9 protein-coding genes are annotated in these 16297 nt (G+C 35.6%); all 9 read left to right on the top strand.

Annotated features, from left to right (window positions below):
• The first annotated feature begins 6 nt into the window (after nt 1-6).
• Nucleotides 7-1848 (top strand): endonuclease, encoded by a 1842-nt coding sequence (locus BM239_RS09735; RefSeq protein WP_092208036.1) that lies wholly within the window; start codon nt 7-9, stop codon nt 1846-1848.
• Between the two features lie 149 nt (nt 1849-1997).
• A complete protein-coding gene (gene purL, locus BM239_RS09730; protein ID WP_092208034.1) occupies nt 1998-5702 on the top strand; it encodes a phosphoribosylformylglycinamidine synthase in 3705 nt (1234 codons plus the stop codon).
• A 120-nt stretch (nt 5703-5822) separates the two neighbouring features.
• Nucleotides 5823-7592, top strand: a complete 1770-nt coding sequence (locus tag BM239_RS09725; protein ID WP_092208032.1) for an AMP-dependent synthetase/ligase — start codon at nt 5823-5825, stop codon at nt 7590-7592.
• 118 nt (nt 7593-7710) lie between these two features.
• Nucleotides 7711-8166, top strand: a complete 456-nt coding sequence (locus BM239_RS09720; protein WP_092208030.1) for a MarR family winged helix-turn-helix transcriptional regulator — start codon at nt 7711-7713, stop codon at nt 8164-8166.
• Nucleotide 8167: 1 nt separating this feature from the next.
• Nucleotides 8168-10576 carry a 3-hydroxyacyl-CoA dehydrogenase/enoyl-CoA hydratase family protein gene (locus tag BM239_RS09715; protein WP_092208028.1) on the top strand — a complete coding sequence of 803 codons (2409 nt, stop codon included), beginning with the start codon at nt 8168-8170 and terminating at the stop codon, nt 10574-10576.
• A 4-nt stretch (nt 10577-10580) separates the two neighbouring features.
• On the top strand, nt 10581-11771 hold the full coding sequence (locus BM239_RS09710) for an acetyl-CoA C-acyltransferase (protein ID WP_092208026.1): 1191 nt from the start codon (nt 10581-10583) through the stop codon (nt 11769-11771).
• Between the two features lie 113 nt (nt 11772-11884).
• Nucleotides 11885-13693 carry an acyl-CoA dehydrogenase family protein gene (locus BM239_RS09705; RefSeq protein ID WP_092208024.1) on the top strand — a complete coding sequence of 603 codons (1809 nt, stop codon included), beginning with the start codon at nt 11885-11887 and terminating at the stop codon, nt 13691-13693.
• Between the two features lie 87 nt (nt 13694-13780).
• A complete protein-coding gene (locus tag BM239_RS09700) occupies nt 13781-15424 on the top strand; it encodes a M1 family metallopeptidase (protein ID WP_092208022.1) in 1644 nt (547 codons plus the stop codon).
• A gap of 52 nt (nt 15425-15476) precedes the next feature.
• Entirely contained in the window at nt 15477-16295 is an 819-nt protein-coding gene (locus BM239_RS09695; protein WP_092208020.1) for a DUF6503 family protein, read from the top strand.
• Nucleotides 16296-16297 lie beyond the last annotated feature (2 nt).

The raw sequence follows: 16297 nt of genomic DNA, 5'->3' as shown, positions 1-16297 counted from the left end.
AATAGCATGAAAAAACTTTACACTTTACTCGTTTTATTAATAGGATCAGCTGCCTTTGCGCAAGTACCTGCAAATTATTATAGTACAGCAACTGGAACAGGATATACGCTTAAAACACAATTAAAACGTATTATTAATACAGCAAACGACGGTTTAACTCCAGAATATTTTCATAACGATCAAGGATATGATGCTATGGATGGTTTTATTTCTTCTTATGAATTAGATAATTATTATGAAATAGGAAGTAACACTATTTTAGACCCATATTCTGAAAATCCTAATGGTGCAGATCCCTACACATTTACGCCAGGTTCAGACGAGTGTGGAAATTATAGTGGCGAAGGGGATTGTTATAACAAAGAACACGTAATTCCGCAATCCGTTTTCAATGAACAAACACCTATGCGCAGTGATGCTCATGAGTTATTACCTACGGATGGGCGAGTTAATGGATTTAGAGGTAGTTTTCCCTTTGGACGCGTTGACGATACGAACTTAACAAACCAAAACGGTATTACTAACCCAACACAAAACGGCTCTAAACTAGGAGGAAATTTAAACAGTGGTTATTCAGCTGGATATACAGGTACCGTATTTGAACCAATTGATGAATTTAAGGGTGATATTGCTCGCATCCACTTCTATTTTGCAACCCGTTATGAAGATCAAGTTGCTGGTTGGGGAAGTTACCCCATGTTTAATGGTACTTCAGATGTAGTTTTTGAAGAAACCTTTTTAAACATTTTATTACAATGGCATGCAATGGATCCTGTTTCTCAAAAAGAAATTGACAGAAATGATAATATCTTCTATAACCACCAATCAAACAGAAATCCATTTGTAGATCATCCCGAATATGTAAATGCTATATGGAATCCTACTCCAGATACCGAAGCACCTACAGTAGCTACAAACTTAATAGCGTCCAACCCTACCGACAATACAATCGATTTAAACTGGACTGCATCAACAGATAATGTGGCTGTAGTTTCCTATGATGTGTATATTGATGGAGTTAATTCATTTAACACTAGTGGAACTAATTTTACGGTTCCAGGACTGATGGCTGATACCAACTATTGTTTTACCATTAAAGCAAAAGATGCAGCTGGAAATGAATCTGACTTCAGTAATCAAGCTTGTGAAACAACTACAAATAATGGTGTAGGCGTAAATTGTTTATCTGAAACGTTTGAAAGTATCCCTGCAAATAGTGGTAGTTACGATACAAGAAATTGGACAGGAGACAATGGAGGAAATTGGACTGCAACCGATGCTAGGACAGATCAAACTATTACAAATAGGGCTATTACCATTAGAAACGGAAGCCTTACAGCTCCTGCAACAGCTGGAGGTATTGGAAGCTTTACAGTAACAACCAAACGAGTTTTTGGTGGATCTGGAGGAACTTTCAATTTAAAAGTTAATAATACAGTCGTTGGAACAATAGCATATGGCGACCAAGATGCTGTTCAAACTATAACCATTCCAAACATAAATGTTGAAGGTTCTGTTTCCATTGTAATTGATGGCAATAGTGGAACATCTAATAGAGTTGCTTTTGATGATTTATCATGGACGTGCTACTCAAACTTAAGTACCAATGATTTTACAGTGTCAGATGTTACTATATTTCCAAATCCTGTTAAGAACAGCTTAAAAATCAATTTAAAGTATCCAACAGAAACTCAAGTAGAAATATACAATGTTCTAGGTAAAAAAGTGATTTCAAGCATGATTTACAAATCAGATGTGATACCAACGGATCAATTAACCAGTGGTATTTATATTTTAAGAATTAAACAAAACGAAACAACCATAAGTAAAAAACTTATCAAGAAATAAATTTTAAAAGCGACTTTAACGAGTCGCTTTTTTTATGGTGAATAACTCGTGAATAACTCGCGATTTTCAATACTTGAAATAGTTATTATTACAATGAAAAAAAGTAAATTTGCACATTATAAAAAACAACACAATCTAACTCATACATAATGATTCACTTCTTCGGAAACCAAAACAGTAAAGTTTTTGCTGTTCAAGCAACAAAAGAATTATCAACCGAAACCATATCTAAATTAGTATGGTTATTTGGCAACCAGCCAAAAATAGAACAAGCATCTCTGGATGCTTTTTTTGTTGGTCCTCGTGCTGCAATGATTACGCCTTGGAGTACAAATGCTGTAGAAATCACCCAAAACATGGGTATAGAAAATATAATTCGTATTGAGGAGTTCCATGTTGCTACTCACGATTTTAAGGATTATGACCCTATGATTTCAGAAAAATACAATGGGTTAAATCAAGATTCATTTTCTATCAACATACAACCAGAATCTATTTTAAACATTGATGATATTTCTGCTTATAATCAACAAGAAGGTCTAGCGCTTAATGAAGAAGAAATAGCGTATCTGGAAAGTGTTTCTAAAAAAATTGGACGACCTTTAACTGATTCAGAAGTATTTGGGTTTTCACAGGTGAATTCGGAACATTGTCGCCATAAAATATTCAATGGCACCTTCATTATTGACGGTCAAGAAAAACCTGTTTCATTATTCAAAATGATTCGAGAAACATCAAACAAGAACCCTAACGATATTGTTTCTGCCTATAAAGATAATGTGGCGTTTGTAAAAGGACCACGTGTAGAACAGTTTGCTCCTAAAACAGCAGACAAACCCGATTATTATCAAATTAAAGAATTTGATTCTGTTATCTCTTTAAAAGCAGAAACACATAATTTCCCAACAACCGTTGAACCCTTTAATGGCGCTGCTACTGGTTCTGGTGGAGAAATTAGAGATAGGCTGGCTGGTGGAAAAGGCTCGTTACCATTAGCAGGAACAGCCGTATACATGACCTCGTATTCTAGATTAGAGGAAAAACGTCCTTGGGAAGAAAAAATGACAGCACGTCCTTGGTTATACCAAACTCCTATGGATATATTAATAAAAGCATCTAATGGTGCGTCAGATTTTGGAAACAAGTTTGGACAACCACTTATTTGCGGTTCTGTTTTAACATTTGAACATGAAGAAAATTCAGCTTCTAGCCAGGCAAAAGCGAGAAAGTTAGGCTATGACAAAGTGATCATGCAAGCTGGAGGCATTGGTTATGGAAAAGCAGAACAAGCTATAAAAGACTTGCCTAAAGAAGGCGATAATATTGTTATTCTAGGTGGTGAAAATTACCGAATAGGTATGGGTGGTGCAGCTGTTTCTTCTGCTGACACTGGAGAATTTGAATCAGGAATTGAATTAAATGCCGTACAACGTTCCAACCCTGAAATGCAAAAACGTGCCGCAAACGCCATACGTGGTATGGTAGAAAGCGATGAGAACTATATAGTTTCTATTCACGATCATGGTGCTGGTGGTCATTTAAACTGCTTAAGTGAGTTGGTGGAAGAAACAGGTGGTAATATTAATCTAGATAAATTACCTGTTGGAGACCCGACCCTTTCGGCTAAAGAAATTATTGGAAACGAGTCGCAAGAACGTATGGGATTAGTTATTGGAGCAAAACATATCCAAACCTTACAAAAAATTGCTGAGCGAGAACGTTCGCCAATGTATACCGTGGGTAATGTTACTGGTGATCATCGATTTACTTTTGAATCTAAATCTGAAGGTCATAAACCTATGGACTTGGCTTTAGAAGACATGTTTGGAAGTTCCCCTAAAACAATCATGACAGACAATACGGTTGCTAGGAATTATAAAAACCCAAGATATAAATCTAAAAATTTACTAATTTATTTAGATCAAGTTTTACAGCTAGAAGCAGTAGCTTGTAAGGATTGGCTTACCAATAAAGTAGATCGATGTGTTGGTGGAAAAGTTGCCAAACAACAATGTGCAGGCGCTTTACAGTTACCATTAAATAACTGTGGTGTCATGGCTTTAGATTATAAAGGAAAAGAAGGTATTGCTACTTCCGTTGGGCATGCGCCAATTTCTGGCTTAATTTCCCCAAAAGCAGGTAGTAGAAATGCCATTACCGAATCGCTTACAAACATTGTTTGGGCACCTTTAAAAGACGGTTTAAAAAGTGTTTCATTGTCTGCAAACTGGATGTGGCCTTGTAAAAATGAAGGTGAAGATGCACGCTTATACGACGCAGTTGAAGCGGTTTCTGAATTCGCTATCAATTTAGGTATTAATGTACCAACTGGAAAAGACTCGCTTTCCATGAAACAGAAATATCCAAATGAAGAGGTTATTTCTCCAGGAACGGTTATTATTTCTGCTGCTGGTAACTGTAATGATATTACAAAAGTTGTTGAACCTGTTTTCCAAAAAAGTGCGGGAAACATATACTATATTAATGTCTCTCAAGATGCGTATAAGTTAGGCGGAAGCTCATTTAACCAAACCTTAAACGCTATCGGTAATGAAACACCAGATGTTACAAATCCAGAATTTGTAAAAACCGTTTTTAATACCATTCAGGATTTAATTAAAACTGATAAAATTGTCGCTGGACATGATGTGGCTTCTGGTGGTTTAATTACAACACTATTAGAAATGTGTTTTGCAGATAAAAATTTAGGAGCAGAAATAGACCTATCTCATTTGAACGAAAAAGATTCTATTAAACTACTATTCTCTGAAAATGCAGGAATTGTTTTTCAAGCAACTGATAATTCTGTTGAACAGCTATTAATAGACGCAAATATTGAGTTCTTTAATATAGGAACCGTTCAAGAAAGTGATGTGTTAAGCATTATTAACCATAATGAAGTATATACACTAACCATTTCAAGATTACGTGATGTTTGGTATAAAACATCTTTCCTATTAGATCAAAAACAAACGGCAAATGGTTTAGCACAAAACCGTTTTGACAACTATAAGGATCAACCATTAGAATATATTTTCCCTAAACATTTTACTGGAAAATTATCAGACATCATATCGAGTGATTCGGCAAATGCGAACCGTAATAAGAAACCAAAAGCAGCTATTCTACGTGAAAAAGGTTCAAACTCTGAACGCGAAATGGCAAATGCCATGTATGTAGCTGGATTTGATGTGAAGGATGTTCACATGACCGATTTAATTTCTGGTCGTGAAACTTTAGAAGATATTCAGTTTATTGGTGCTGTAGGTGGTTTTTCAAATTCTGATGTATTAGGCTCTGCTAAAGGTTGGGCAGGTGCGTTTTTATATAACGAAAAAGCTAATACCGCTTTAAAGAATTTCTTTAAACGTGAAGACACACTATCTGTGGGTATTTGTAATGGGGCTCAACTTTGGATGGAACTCGAATTGGTAAATCCAGATCATGATACACATGGAAAGTTAACATATAACAATTCTAAAAAACACGAAAGCTCCTTTACTTCAGTAGAGATTCAGAAAAATAATTCTGTTATGCTATCTAGTTTGGAAGGATGTAAATTAGGTGTTTGGATATCTCATGGTGAAGGTAAGTTTAGTCTACCTAACAAGGAGAAAGATTATAACATTGTCGCTAAATACGGCTATGAAGGCTATCCTGCAAATCCTAATGGTTCTGATTTTAATACAGCCATGATGTGTGATAAAACAGGAAGACATTTAGTAACCATGCCACATATTGAACGCTCAACATTCCAATGGAATTGGGCTCATTATCCAAAAAATAGAAAAGATGAAGTATCTCCTTGGCTTGAAGCCTTTGTGAATGCTAGAAAGTGGCTAGAGAACAAATAAATTAAAAGGATAATTAATTACTAATCAAGGAGCTTGCTTATTTCAAGCTCCTTTTTTTGTGTCATCATTTTAATATCAGTTTTTTTTCATAATTTGCAAGTCTTCAAACTTCTTATAAACATGACTCAAATTACCAGAATTTTTGACTTTCCGTATCACCAGTTGGAAACTTATAATTTAGATAAAGCATTTACTTCCAAATATCATGGTAAATGGGAGTCAATTTCCTCACAAGAGTACGTGAATCAAGCCAACGCTATTAGTAGAGGGTTATTGCGTTTGGGTGTGCAACCCAATGATAAAATTGCTGTCATTTCAACTACCAATAGAACCGAATGGAATGTTATGGACATTGGAATATTACAAACTGGTGCCCAAAATGTACCCATTTATCCAACTATTTCTAAAGAAGATTATGAATATATTCTAAATCATTCTGAAGCCACCTATTGTTTTGTTTCCGATACAACAATTTTAGAAAAATTAAACGCTATAAAAGAGCAAACAAAATTAAAAGCTATTTACACCTTTGATGATGTTGCTAATGAAAAAAGCTGGAAGGAAATTCTAGAATTAGGAAAAGATACGAGTAATCAAAACGATGTTGAAACTCGTAAAAATGCAGTAAAAACAGACGATTTAGCAACGTTAATTTATACGTCAGGTACCACTGGAAAACCTAAAGGCGTAATGCTGTCTCATAAAAATCTTGTTTCCAATGTTTTAGATAGTGAAAAACGCGTGCCATTTGATTATGGAAATTCAAAATCGTTGAGTTTTTTACCTGTTTGCCACGTATTCGAGCGAATGATTCTCTACTTATATCAGTATTGTGGTGTTGAAATTTATTTCGCAGAATCCATTGAAAAAATGAGTGATAATTTAAAAGAAATTAAGCCTCATGTTATGACTGCCGTTCCACGTTTATATGAAAAAGTATATGATAAAATCGTGGCAAAAGGGAGCGAATTATCTGGAGTAAAAAAGGCACTATTTTTTTGGGCTGTAGAGCTAGGATTAAAATATGAACCTTATGGTGCTAATGGTTGGTGGTATGAAACACAACTTAAATTAGCTAGAAAACTCATTTTTAGCAAATGGAAAGAAGGTTTGGGAGGCCAGTTAGACTTAATGGTTTCTGGAAGTGCCGCTTTACAGCCTAGACTGACACGTATTTTTGCAGCAGCACAAATGCCTATAATGGAAGGCTACGGACTTACCGAAACATCTCCTGTGATTTCTGTAAATGACATGCGAGATGGAGGATTTCGCATAGGAACAGTTGGTAAAATTATTGATAATGTACACATTAAAATTGCAGACGATGGTGAAATTTTAGTCAAAGGACCAAACGTTATGAAGGGTTATTATAAAGAACCTGAAAAAACGGCAGAAGTTATGACAGATAATTATTTTCATACGGGAGATATAGGTGAACTTGATACTGATGGCTTTTTAAAAATAACCGATAGAAAAAAAGAAATGTTTAAAACTTCTGGAGGTAAATATGTGGCTCCAGCCTTGCTTGAAAACCAATTTAAACAATCGCGTTTTATAGAGCAAATTATGGTTATTGGAGAAGGCGAAAAAATGCCAGCAGCTTTAATTCAACTTAATTATGAATTTGTAGAAGAATGGGCCAAAAGACACAATTTATCCTTTAAATCTAAAGTTGATATGTGTTCAAATGTAAAATTACAAGAGCGAATTCAAGAGGAAATAAATGAAGCCAACCAAAAATTTGGTCATTGGGAACAAATTAAAAAGTTTGAAATAACACCTGATGCCTGGACTATTGAAGGCGGACACCTTACTCCAACCATGAAAATGAAACGTAAAGTGATCAAAGAAATATATAAAGATCTCATTGAAAAAATATACAGACCTTAAGAAAAAAACTCCTAATTATTTTAGGAGTTTTTTTTGTCCAAAACCAATGTTAAAATTTTACAATTTATTATGCACGCATAACATATTTTTACTATATTTGGATTTCCAATAAGTAATTATGAAGGATAAAACCATCGATTATATATTTAGAACCACATGGTTAGCTATAAATAAAATGTATAACGAAGAGGCGGCAAAATTTGAAACAAGCATGTCTACTGGATTTGCATTATTAAGTATTGACCCAGAGCATGGCACTGCTTCCACATCATTAGGGCCTAAAATGGGTATGGAAGCAACAAGTCTTTCAAGAACATTAAAAACCATGCAAGAAAAGGGGTTAATAGAACGCAGACCCAATCCTGAAGATGGCCGTGGTGTCATTATTCACTTAACAGAATTTGGACGAGAAAAACGCGCCTATTCAAGAGAAAAGGTACTTACTTTCAACGAAGCTATTCGTAAAAACGTTTCACCAGAAAAGTTAGAAAGCTTTTATGAAGTTGCAGACATTATCAATAATATGATATCTAACAAAAAAATTTACAATCAAAAAGAACACATTCCTAAATAATATGAGTAAACGTAGAATAAAAAAAATAGCAGTTATAGGCTCCGGAATTATGGGAAGCGGTATAGCTTGTCATTTTGCCAATATTGGTGTAGATGTCTTATTATTAGACATTGTTCCTAGAGAATTAAACGCTACCGAAGAAGCAAAAAAACTAACTTTACAAGATAAAGTAGTTAGAAACCGCATAGTTAATGAATCTTTAACGGCTGCTTTAAAATCAAAACCCTCCCCTATTTATCATCAAAAATTTGCGAATAGGATTACCACGGGTAATTTAGAAGACGACATAGCAAAAGTAAAAGATGTAGATTGGATTATTGAGGTTGTGGTAGAACGTCTTGATATTAAGAAACAAGTTTTCGAAAACTTAGAGAAACATAGAACACCAGGTACTTTAATTACTTCTAACACCTCTGGTATTCCGATACACTTTATGAGTGAAGGCCGAAGTGACGATTTTCAGAAACACTTCTGTGGAACACACTTTTTTAACCCAGCACGTTACTTAAAATTATTTGAAATTATACCAGGGCCAAAAACAGATCCTGAGGTATTAGACTTTTTAAACGATTATGGCGCTAAATTTTTAGGTAAAACTTCCGTTATTGCTAAAGATACACCTGCATTTATTGGTAACCGTATCGGTATTTTCGGAATTCAAAGTTTATTTCACCAAGTAAAAGAATTGGGATTAACTATAGAAGAAGTCGATAAACTAACAGGACCTGTAATTGGCAGACCTAAATCCGCAACCTTCCGAACCGTGGATGTAGTTGGTTTAGATACCTTGGTACATGTTGCTAATGGTATTTATGACAATTGCCCGAATGATGAAGCCCACGAACTTTTTAAACTTCCAGATTTCATCAACACCATGATGGAAAACAAATGGTTAGGTAGTAAAACAGGGCAAGGCTTCTATAAAAAAGTAAAAGGTGATAATGGTAAAAGCGAAATTCAGTCTTTAGACCTAGACACTTTAGAGTACCGACCTAAAAAATCGGCAAAATTTGCAACACTCGAATTAACTAAAACCGTTGATAAAGTAGTAGACCGCTTCCCTATTTTAGTGTCTGGAAAAGATAAAGCTGGTGATTTCTACCGAAAGAATTTTTCAGCCATGTTTGCTTATGTATCTAACAGAATTCCTGAAATAACAGACGAGTTATATAAAATAGACGATGCCATGAAAGCTGGGTTCGGTTGGGAACACGGACCATTCCAAATTTGGGATGCTATTGGTGTCGAAAAAGGAATTGAAATGATGAAAGCTGAAGGTTTTGAACCTGCCACTTGGGTAAACGACATGCTTGCATCTGGCAATAAATCATTTTATTCGGTCAAGGAAGGGGCTTCTTATTATTATGATATTCCAAAGCAATCCACAGTAAAAATTCCTGGTCAAGATGCCTTCATTATTTTAGATAATATTCGAAAAACGAATGAAGTCTTTAAAAATTCAGGTGTTGTTATTGAAGATTTAGGTGATGGTATTCTTAATTGTGAATTCCAAAGTAAAATGAACACAATTGGAGGTGATGTATTGGCTGGACTTAATAAAGCAATTGATTTAGCTGAAAAAGATTTCGCAGGACTAGTTATTGGAAATCAAGCTGCCAATTTCTCTGTTGGTGCAAACATTGGAATGATTTTTATGATGGCTGCCGAGCAAGAATACGACGAATTAAATGCTGCTATTAAATACTTCCAGGATACCATGATGCGTATGCGTTATTCAGCTATCCCAACTATTTCAGCACCTCATGGCATGGCTTTGGGTGGTGGTTGCGAATTATCACTTCATGCCGATAAAGTGGTTGCAGCAGCAGAAACCTATATGGGACTTGTAGAGTTTGGTGTTGGTGTTATTCCTGGAGGAGGCGGATCCAAGGAAATGGCTTTACGTGCCTCTGACACCTTTAAAAAAGGTGATGTACAGTTAAACACGCTTCAAGAATATTTCCTAACCATAGGTATGGCAAAGGTGTCAACATCAGCATACGAAGCGTTTGATATGGGCGTATTACAACATGGTAAAGATGTTGTAGTAGTTAATAAAGATCGTCAGATTGCTGTTGCAAAGCAACATGCCAAAATAATGGCAGATATGGGTTACACACAACCCGTAAAACGTACTGATGTAAAGGTTCTTGGTAAACAAGCTCTAGGAATGTTTTTAGTAGGAACCGACTCAATGGAAGATAGTAACTACATAAGTGAACACGATATGAAAATAGCCAATAAACTAGCTTACGTTATGGCTGGTGGCGATTTATCAGAACCAACACTTGTAAGCGAGCAATACCTATTGGATTTAGAACGTGAAGCCTTTTTATCATTATGTACAGAGCGTAAAACTTTGGAACGTATTCAACATATGTTGAAAACAGGAAAACCATTAAGAAACTAGAAAAATGAAACAAGCATATATAGTAAAAGCATACAGAACAGCCGTTGGGAAAGCACCTAAAGGCGTGTTCCGTTTTAAAAGAACTGATGAATTAGCTGCAGAAACCATCAAATATATGATGAATGAATTGCCTAATTTAGACCCTAAACGTATTGACGATGTGATTGTAGGTAACGCTATGCCTGAAGGCTCACAAGGCTTAAACATGGCACGTTTAATCTCTTTAATGGGACTGGATATCGTGGATGTACCTGGCGTAACCGTTAACCGGTTCTGTTCGTCAGGAATAGAAACCATTGGAATGGCAACTGCTAAAATTCAAGCTGGAATGGGCGAATGTATTATTGCAGGTGGCGCGGAAAGCATGAGTTCGGTTCCTATGACAGGTTTTAAACCAGAATTAAATTATGACCTCGTTAAGTCTGGTCATGAGGATTACTATTGGGGAATGGGAAATACAGCAGAAGCTGTAGCAAAACAATTTAAGGTGTCTCGTGAAGATCAAGATGAATTTGCATATCATTCCCATATGAAAGCCTTAAGAGCACAAGCCGAAAATCGCTTTCAAGACCAAATAGTTCCTATAGAAGTTGAACAAACTTATGTTGATGCTAATGGAAAAAAAGCAACTAAATCATATACGGTAACTAAAGATGAAGGACCACGTGCTGGTACTAGTCTAGAAGCATTAGCAAAACTACGAGCCGTTTTTGCAGCTGGAGGGAGTGTTACTGCAGGAAACTCCTCTCAAATGAGTGATGGGGCTGCTTTTGTAATGGTTATGAGTGAAGACATGGTTAAAGAACTTGGACTAGAACCAATTGCGCGTTTGGTTAACTATGCTGCTGCTGGTGTGGAACCACGTATTATGGGAATTGGTCCCGTAAAGGCCATTCCAAAAGCACTGAAGCAAGCAGGTTTAAATCAATCAGATTTAGAGCTTATAGAATTAAACGAAGCATTTGCCTCTCAATCATTAGCGGTAATTAGAGAATTAAATCTAAATCCAGATATCATTAATGTAAATGGTGGTGCCATTGCATTAGGACACCCACTAGGTTGTACTGGCGCTAAATTATCCGTCCAATTATTTGATGAAATGCGCAAACGCAACATGGTTGGTAAATATGGCGCTGTAACTATGTGCGTTGGAACAGGTCAAGGTGCTTGTGGGATTTTTGAGTTTTTAAAATAAAAACCCACCCAAACTTCCTAAATGGAAGGCAAAGCGATGAATAAAAATAAAAGTTTAACTTAAAATTACCCGTAACATTTCCCTTTATATTAGAAAGGGTTAGGGATAGGAAAATGGAAACAAAAGACAAAGACATCCTAAGAGGTGGTCAATTCCTTGTAAAGGAAACAAACTGCGAAGATGTGTTCACACCTGAAGATTTTTCAGAAGAACAAACCATGATGAAAGAATCGGTTAAAGAATTTAACGACCGAGAAATTATACCAAATAAACCACGTTTTGAAGCAAAAGATTTTGCTTTAACAGAAGACGTTATGAAAAAAGCTGGTGATATGGGGTTTTTAAGCGTAGCTGTTCCAGAAGAATACGGCGGAATGGGAATGGGCTTTGTATCAACAGTTTTAACCTGCGATTATATCTCAAGTGGAACAGGTTCGTTTAGCACCGCATTTGGTGCACATACTGGAATTGGTACGATGCCAATTACACTTTATGGAACTGAAGCGCAAAAACAAAAATACGTCCCTAAATTAGCTTCAGGTGAATGGTTTGGTGCCTATTGTTTAACAGAACCTGGCGCAGGATCTGATGCCAATTCGGGAAAAACCACTGCTACCCTATCTGAAGATGGAAAATCTTATAAAATTAATGGTCAGAAAATGTGGATTTCAAACGCAGGATTCTGTCACTTAATGATTGTTTTCGCACGTATTGAAAACGATAAAAACATTACAGGTTTTATTGTAGAATATGATAAGGAAAACCCTAATGGCATTACCTTGGGTGAAGAGGAACATAAATTAGGTATTCGTGCCAGTTCTACGCGTCAGGTATTCTTTAACGATACGGTTGTGCCTGCTGAAAATATGCTAGCAGGTCGTGGTGAAGGATTCAAAATTGCTATGAATGCGCTTAATGTGGGCCGTATTAAATTAGCTGCTGCCTGTTTAGATTCGCAACGTCGTATTTTAACTACCGCTGTTAAATATGCAAATGAACGTAAACAATTCAACACACGTATTTCAGATTTCGGTGCTATTAAAGTGAAATTAGCTGAAATGGCTGCGAGTGCATATGCTGGTGAATCGGCAACATATAGAGCATCTAAAAACATTGAAGATCGTATTGCTTTGCGTCAAGCCGCAGGAAATTCACATCAAGAAGCAGAATTAAAAGGTGTTGAAGAGTATGCCATTGAATGTTCTATTTTAAAAGTTGCCGTATCTGAAGATGTTCAGAATGCTGCTGATGAAGGGATTCAAATTTTTGGAGGTATGGGATTCTCGGAAGAAACACCTATGGAAGCCGCTTGGAGAGATGCACGAATTGCCCGTATATATGAAGGCACCAACGAAATCAATCGGATGTTAGCTGTTGGGATGCTTGTTAAAAAGGCTATGAAGGGTCATGTTGATTTATTAGGTCCTGCTCAAGCGGTTCAAGATGAATTAATGGGAATCCCATCGTTTGACACACCAGATTATTCAGAATTGTTTTCAGAAGAAAAGGAAATGATTAAGAAGCTTAAAAAAACATTTTTAATGGTTGCAGGTGGAGCTGTTCAAAAATTTGGACCCGATTTAGAAGAACACCAACAACTATTAATTGCTGCTGCTGATATTTTAATAGAAATTTACATGGCTGAATCGGCTATTTTAAGAACCGAAAAGAATGCAAAACGATTTGGTGAGGACGCGCAGTCTGCTCAAATTGCCATGGCCAAATTATATTTATATCACGCGGTGGATATTGTAGAAGAAAAAGGAAAAGAAAGTATTATATCTTTTGCTGAAGGTGATGAACAACGTATGATGCTTATGGGCCTAAAACGTTTTACGAAATATGTAAACTATCCAGACATAGTGGATTTACGTAAAGAAATTGCCGAAAAAGTGAAAGAAGAAGAGAAATACTGTTTTTAGGTTTAATTTAAGTTTAGTTAGAAGCGAAAAGCCGTTCCGAAATTCGGAACGGCTTTCCTTTTTCCCTACATTAGTAAAAATTTTATTATGAAATCATTCGTCATATTTGCAGCCATTATTTTATTTAAAACAAGTATTTTCAGCCAAGGTTTATTGGAAGCAAAAACAACCTTCACGCATCAAGACACCTTACGTGGAACCATAACGCCAGAACGTGCATGGTGGGATTTAACTTATTATCATTTAGATATTCAAGTACATCCTGATGAAAAATATATTTCTGGAAAAACAGCTGTTTATTATAAAGTATTAAGCGCTAGTAAAGAGCTTCAAATTGATTTACAAGCACCATTAAAAATTACGTCTGCAGTTCAGAATGGTAAAGAACTTAAAATTCGTCATGATGGTCATGCACATTTTATCACACTTGCAGAAAATCAGGAAATAGGAAACGTGTATTCAGTAGATGTTTATTATGAAGGCAATCCTAAAGAAGCGGTTCGAGCGCCTTGGGATGGCGGTTTCTCTTGGAAAAAAGATGATAATGGTAATCATTTTGTTGCCACGTCTTGCCAAGGATTAGGTGCTAGTATTTGGTGGCCAAATAAGGACCATATGTATGACGAAGTGGATAGTATGTTAATTAGCGTTACAAACCCAAAAGGGTTGAGTAATATTTCTAATGGTAGATTACGTTCTAAAATTGAAAATAAAGATAATACTGTTACCTCTCATTGGTTTGTAAATAACCCGATAAACAATTATGGTGTGAATGTGAACATTGCCGATTATGTACATTTTTCAGAAGTGTATAATGGTGAAAAAGGCCCTTTAAATATGGATTATTACGTGTTACACGACAATCTAGAAAAAGCTAAAACCCATTTTAAAGATGCACCTCGTATGATGGATGCTTTTGAACATTGGTTTGGCCCTTACCCCTTTTATGAAGATGGTTTTAAATTAGTAGAAGTGCCATATTTAGGTATGGAGCACCAAAGTTCGGTAACCTATGGCAATCAATATAAAATGGGGTATTTAGGGAATGATTTGTCTGGAACTGGTTGGGGGTTAAAATTCGATTTTATTATAATCCACGAAGCTGGCCATGAATGGTTTGCTAACAACATTACCAATAAAGATATTGCCGATATGTGGATTCACGAAGGATTTACGGCCTATTCGGAAAATTTATTCGTTGATTATTTTTATGGAAAAGAAGCTTCTGCTGATTACGTGATAGGCACGCGGAAACGGATTCTAAATGATAAACCGTTAATTGGACCATATAACGTAAACAAAGAAGGATCTTCAGATATGTATTATAAAGGTGCTAATATGTTGCATACCTTACGCCAGTTAATTGAAGATGATGAAAAATGGCGCCAAATACTACGAGGTTTAAACGATACATTTTACCACCAAACAGTTACAACCAAGCAAATTGAAGATTATATTAGTCTGCAATCTGGAATTGATTTAAATGCCTTTTTCAATCAATATCTACGGACAACTTTGATTCCAACTTTGGAATATAAAATAAAGGATAACAAATTAAACTACCGTTGGACAGATATTGTGGCTGATTTCGATATGCCTGTACAAGTAACTTTTAACAATAAAACGCAATGGATCTTTCCAAATTCCGAATGGAAAACAACACCTATTTCATCAGAGAGTTTTGAAGTTGATTCCGATTTTTATGTTAATGTAAAAAAAATTACCCATTAAACTGAAAGTATCTTTCAGAACTGCGACAGAATAAAGGTAAACATACTTTATTATGAAAAAAATTAGCTTATTAGCCCTAATAGTATTAAGCTTTATGGCTTGTAAAAACGACACATCAAAACCAGAAACAAAGCCTGAAAGCTCAATAAAAACTCAAAATACAGAGTCTGAAAACAATAAAAAAGAGCCTATTTCATTTGTAAATGCCATAGAAACTGCTCATAAAAAAGAAGCTTTTCTAAAAGAAGCTGCCGTTCAATTTGAATTGATATTGAGTTTTGGTGGAAATGAAATATTAAATGGCCTAGCTACTTTTTCAACAGATTCTTCTGAAGGTAAAATAGAAATGACAAATGGTGATGTCATTATTTATAAAGAAGACCAAGTTTACTACTCGCCTTCTATTACCAACACGCAACGTATCCGGTTTAATGCGTATACCTGGAGTTACTTCTTCCTGTTTCCATACAAATTAAGTGATGAAGGAACCATTTGGAACTCCTACCCAGAAACACAACTAGGTGGTGAAAAATATAGTACTAAAAAATTAAGTTTTGAGGCCAATACTGGTGATGCTCCTGATGATTGGTATGTAGTATATGCTAACCCAAATTCTAATTTAGTGGAAGTAGCTGCTTATATTGTAACCGCTGGAAAAACAAAAGCAGAAGCCGAAGCAGATCCGCATGCTATAAAATATGAAGATTTTATAGGTATTAAAAATATTCCTTTTGCTCGTAAATGGACATTTTGGGAATGGGACTCTGAATTAGGACTAACCCAACAAATAGGTGAAGGCACTATAAAAAATATTACTTTTTTAAATGATGATAAATTATTTGAAGTCCCACAACATTTCAAAAAGATTTAACT

This window comes from Algorimicrobium echini (assembly GCF_900115185.1).
Lineage (GTDB): Bacteria > Bacteroidota > Bacteroidia > Flavobacteriales > Flavobacteriaceae > Algorimicrobium > Algorimicrobium echini.
Note: the sequence above shows the minus strand (reverse complement) of the source record. Positions and strands in the feature narration are given on the sequence as shown.

Excerpts from the sequence above, each read along its gene's own strand:
- BM239_RS09705 (WP_092208024.1), top strand. The coding sequence starts at position 11,885 with ATGGAAACAAAAGACAAAGACATCCTAAGAGGTGGTCAATTCCTTGTA.
- BM239_RS09725 (WP_092208032.1), top strand. The coding sequence starts at position 5,823 with ATGACTCAAATTACCAGAATTTTTGACTTTCCGTATCACCAGTTGGAA.
- BM239_RS09700 (WP_092208022.1), top strand. The coding sequence starts at position 13,781 with ATGAAATCATTCGTCATATTTGCAGCCATTATTTTATTTAAAACAAGT.
- BM239_RS09715 (WP_092208028.1), top strand. The coding sequence starts at position 8,168 with ATGAGTAAACGTAGAATAAAAAAAATAGCAGTTATAGGCTCCGGAATT.
- BM239_RS09720 (WP_092208030.1), top strand. The coding sequence starts at position 7,711 with ATGAAGGATAAAACCATCGATTATATATTTAGAACCACATGGTTAGCT.
- BM239_RS09710 (WP_092208026.1), top strand. The coding sequence starts at position 10,581 with ATGAAACAAGCATATATAGTAAAAGCATACAGAACAGCCGTTGGGAAA.
- purL (WP_092208034.1), top strand. The coding sequence starts at position 1,998 with ATGATTCACTTCTTCGGAAACCAAAACAGTAAAGTTTTTGCTGTTCAA.
- BM239_RS09695 (WP_092208020.1), top strand. The coding sequence starts at position 15,477 with ATGAAAAAAATTAGCTTATTAGCCCTAATAGTATTAAGCTTTATGGCT.
- BM239_RS09735 (WP_092208036.1), top strand. The coding sequence starts at position 7 with ATGAAAAAACTTTACACTTTACTCGTTTTATTAATAGGATCAGCTGCC.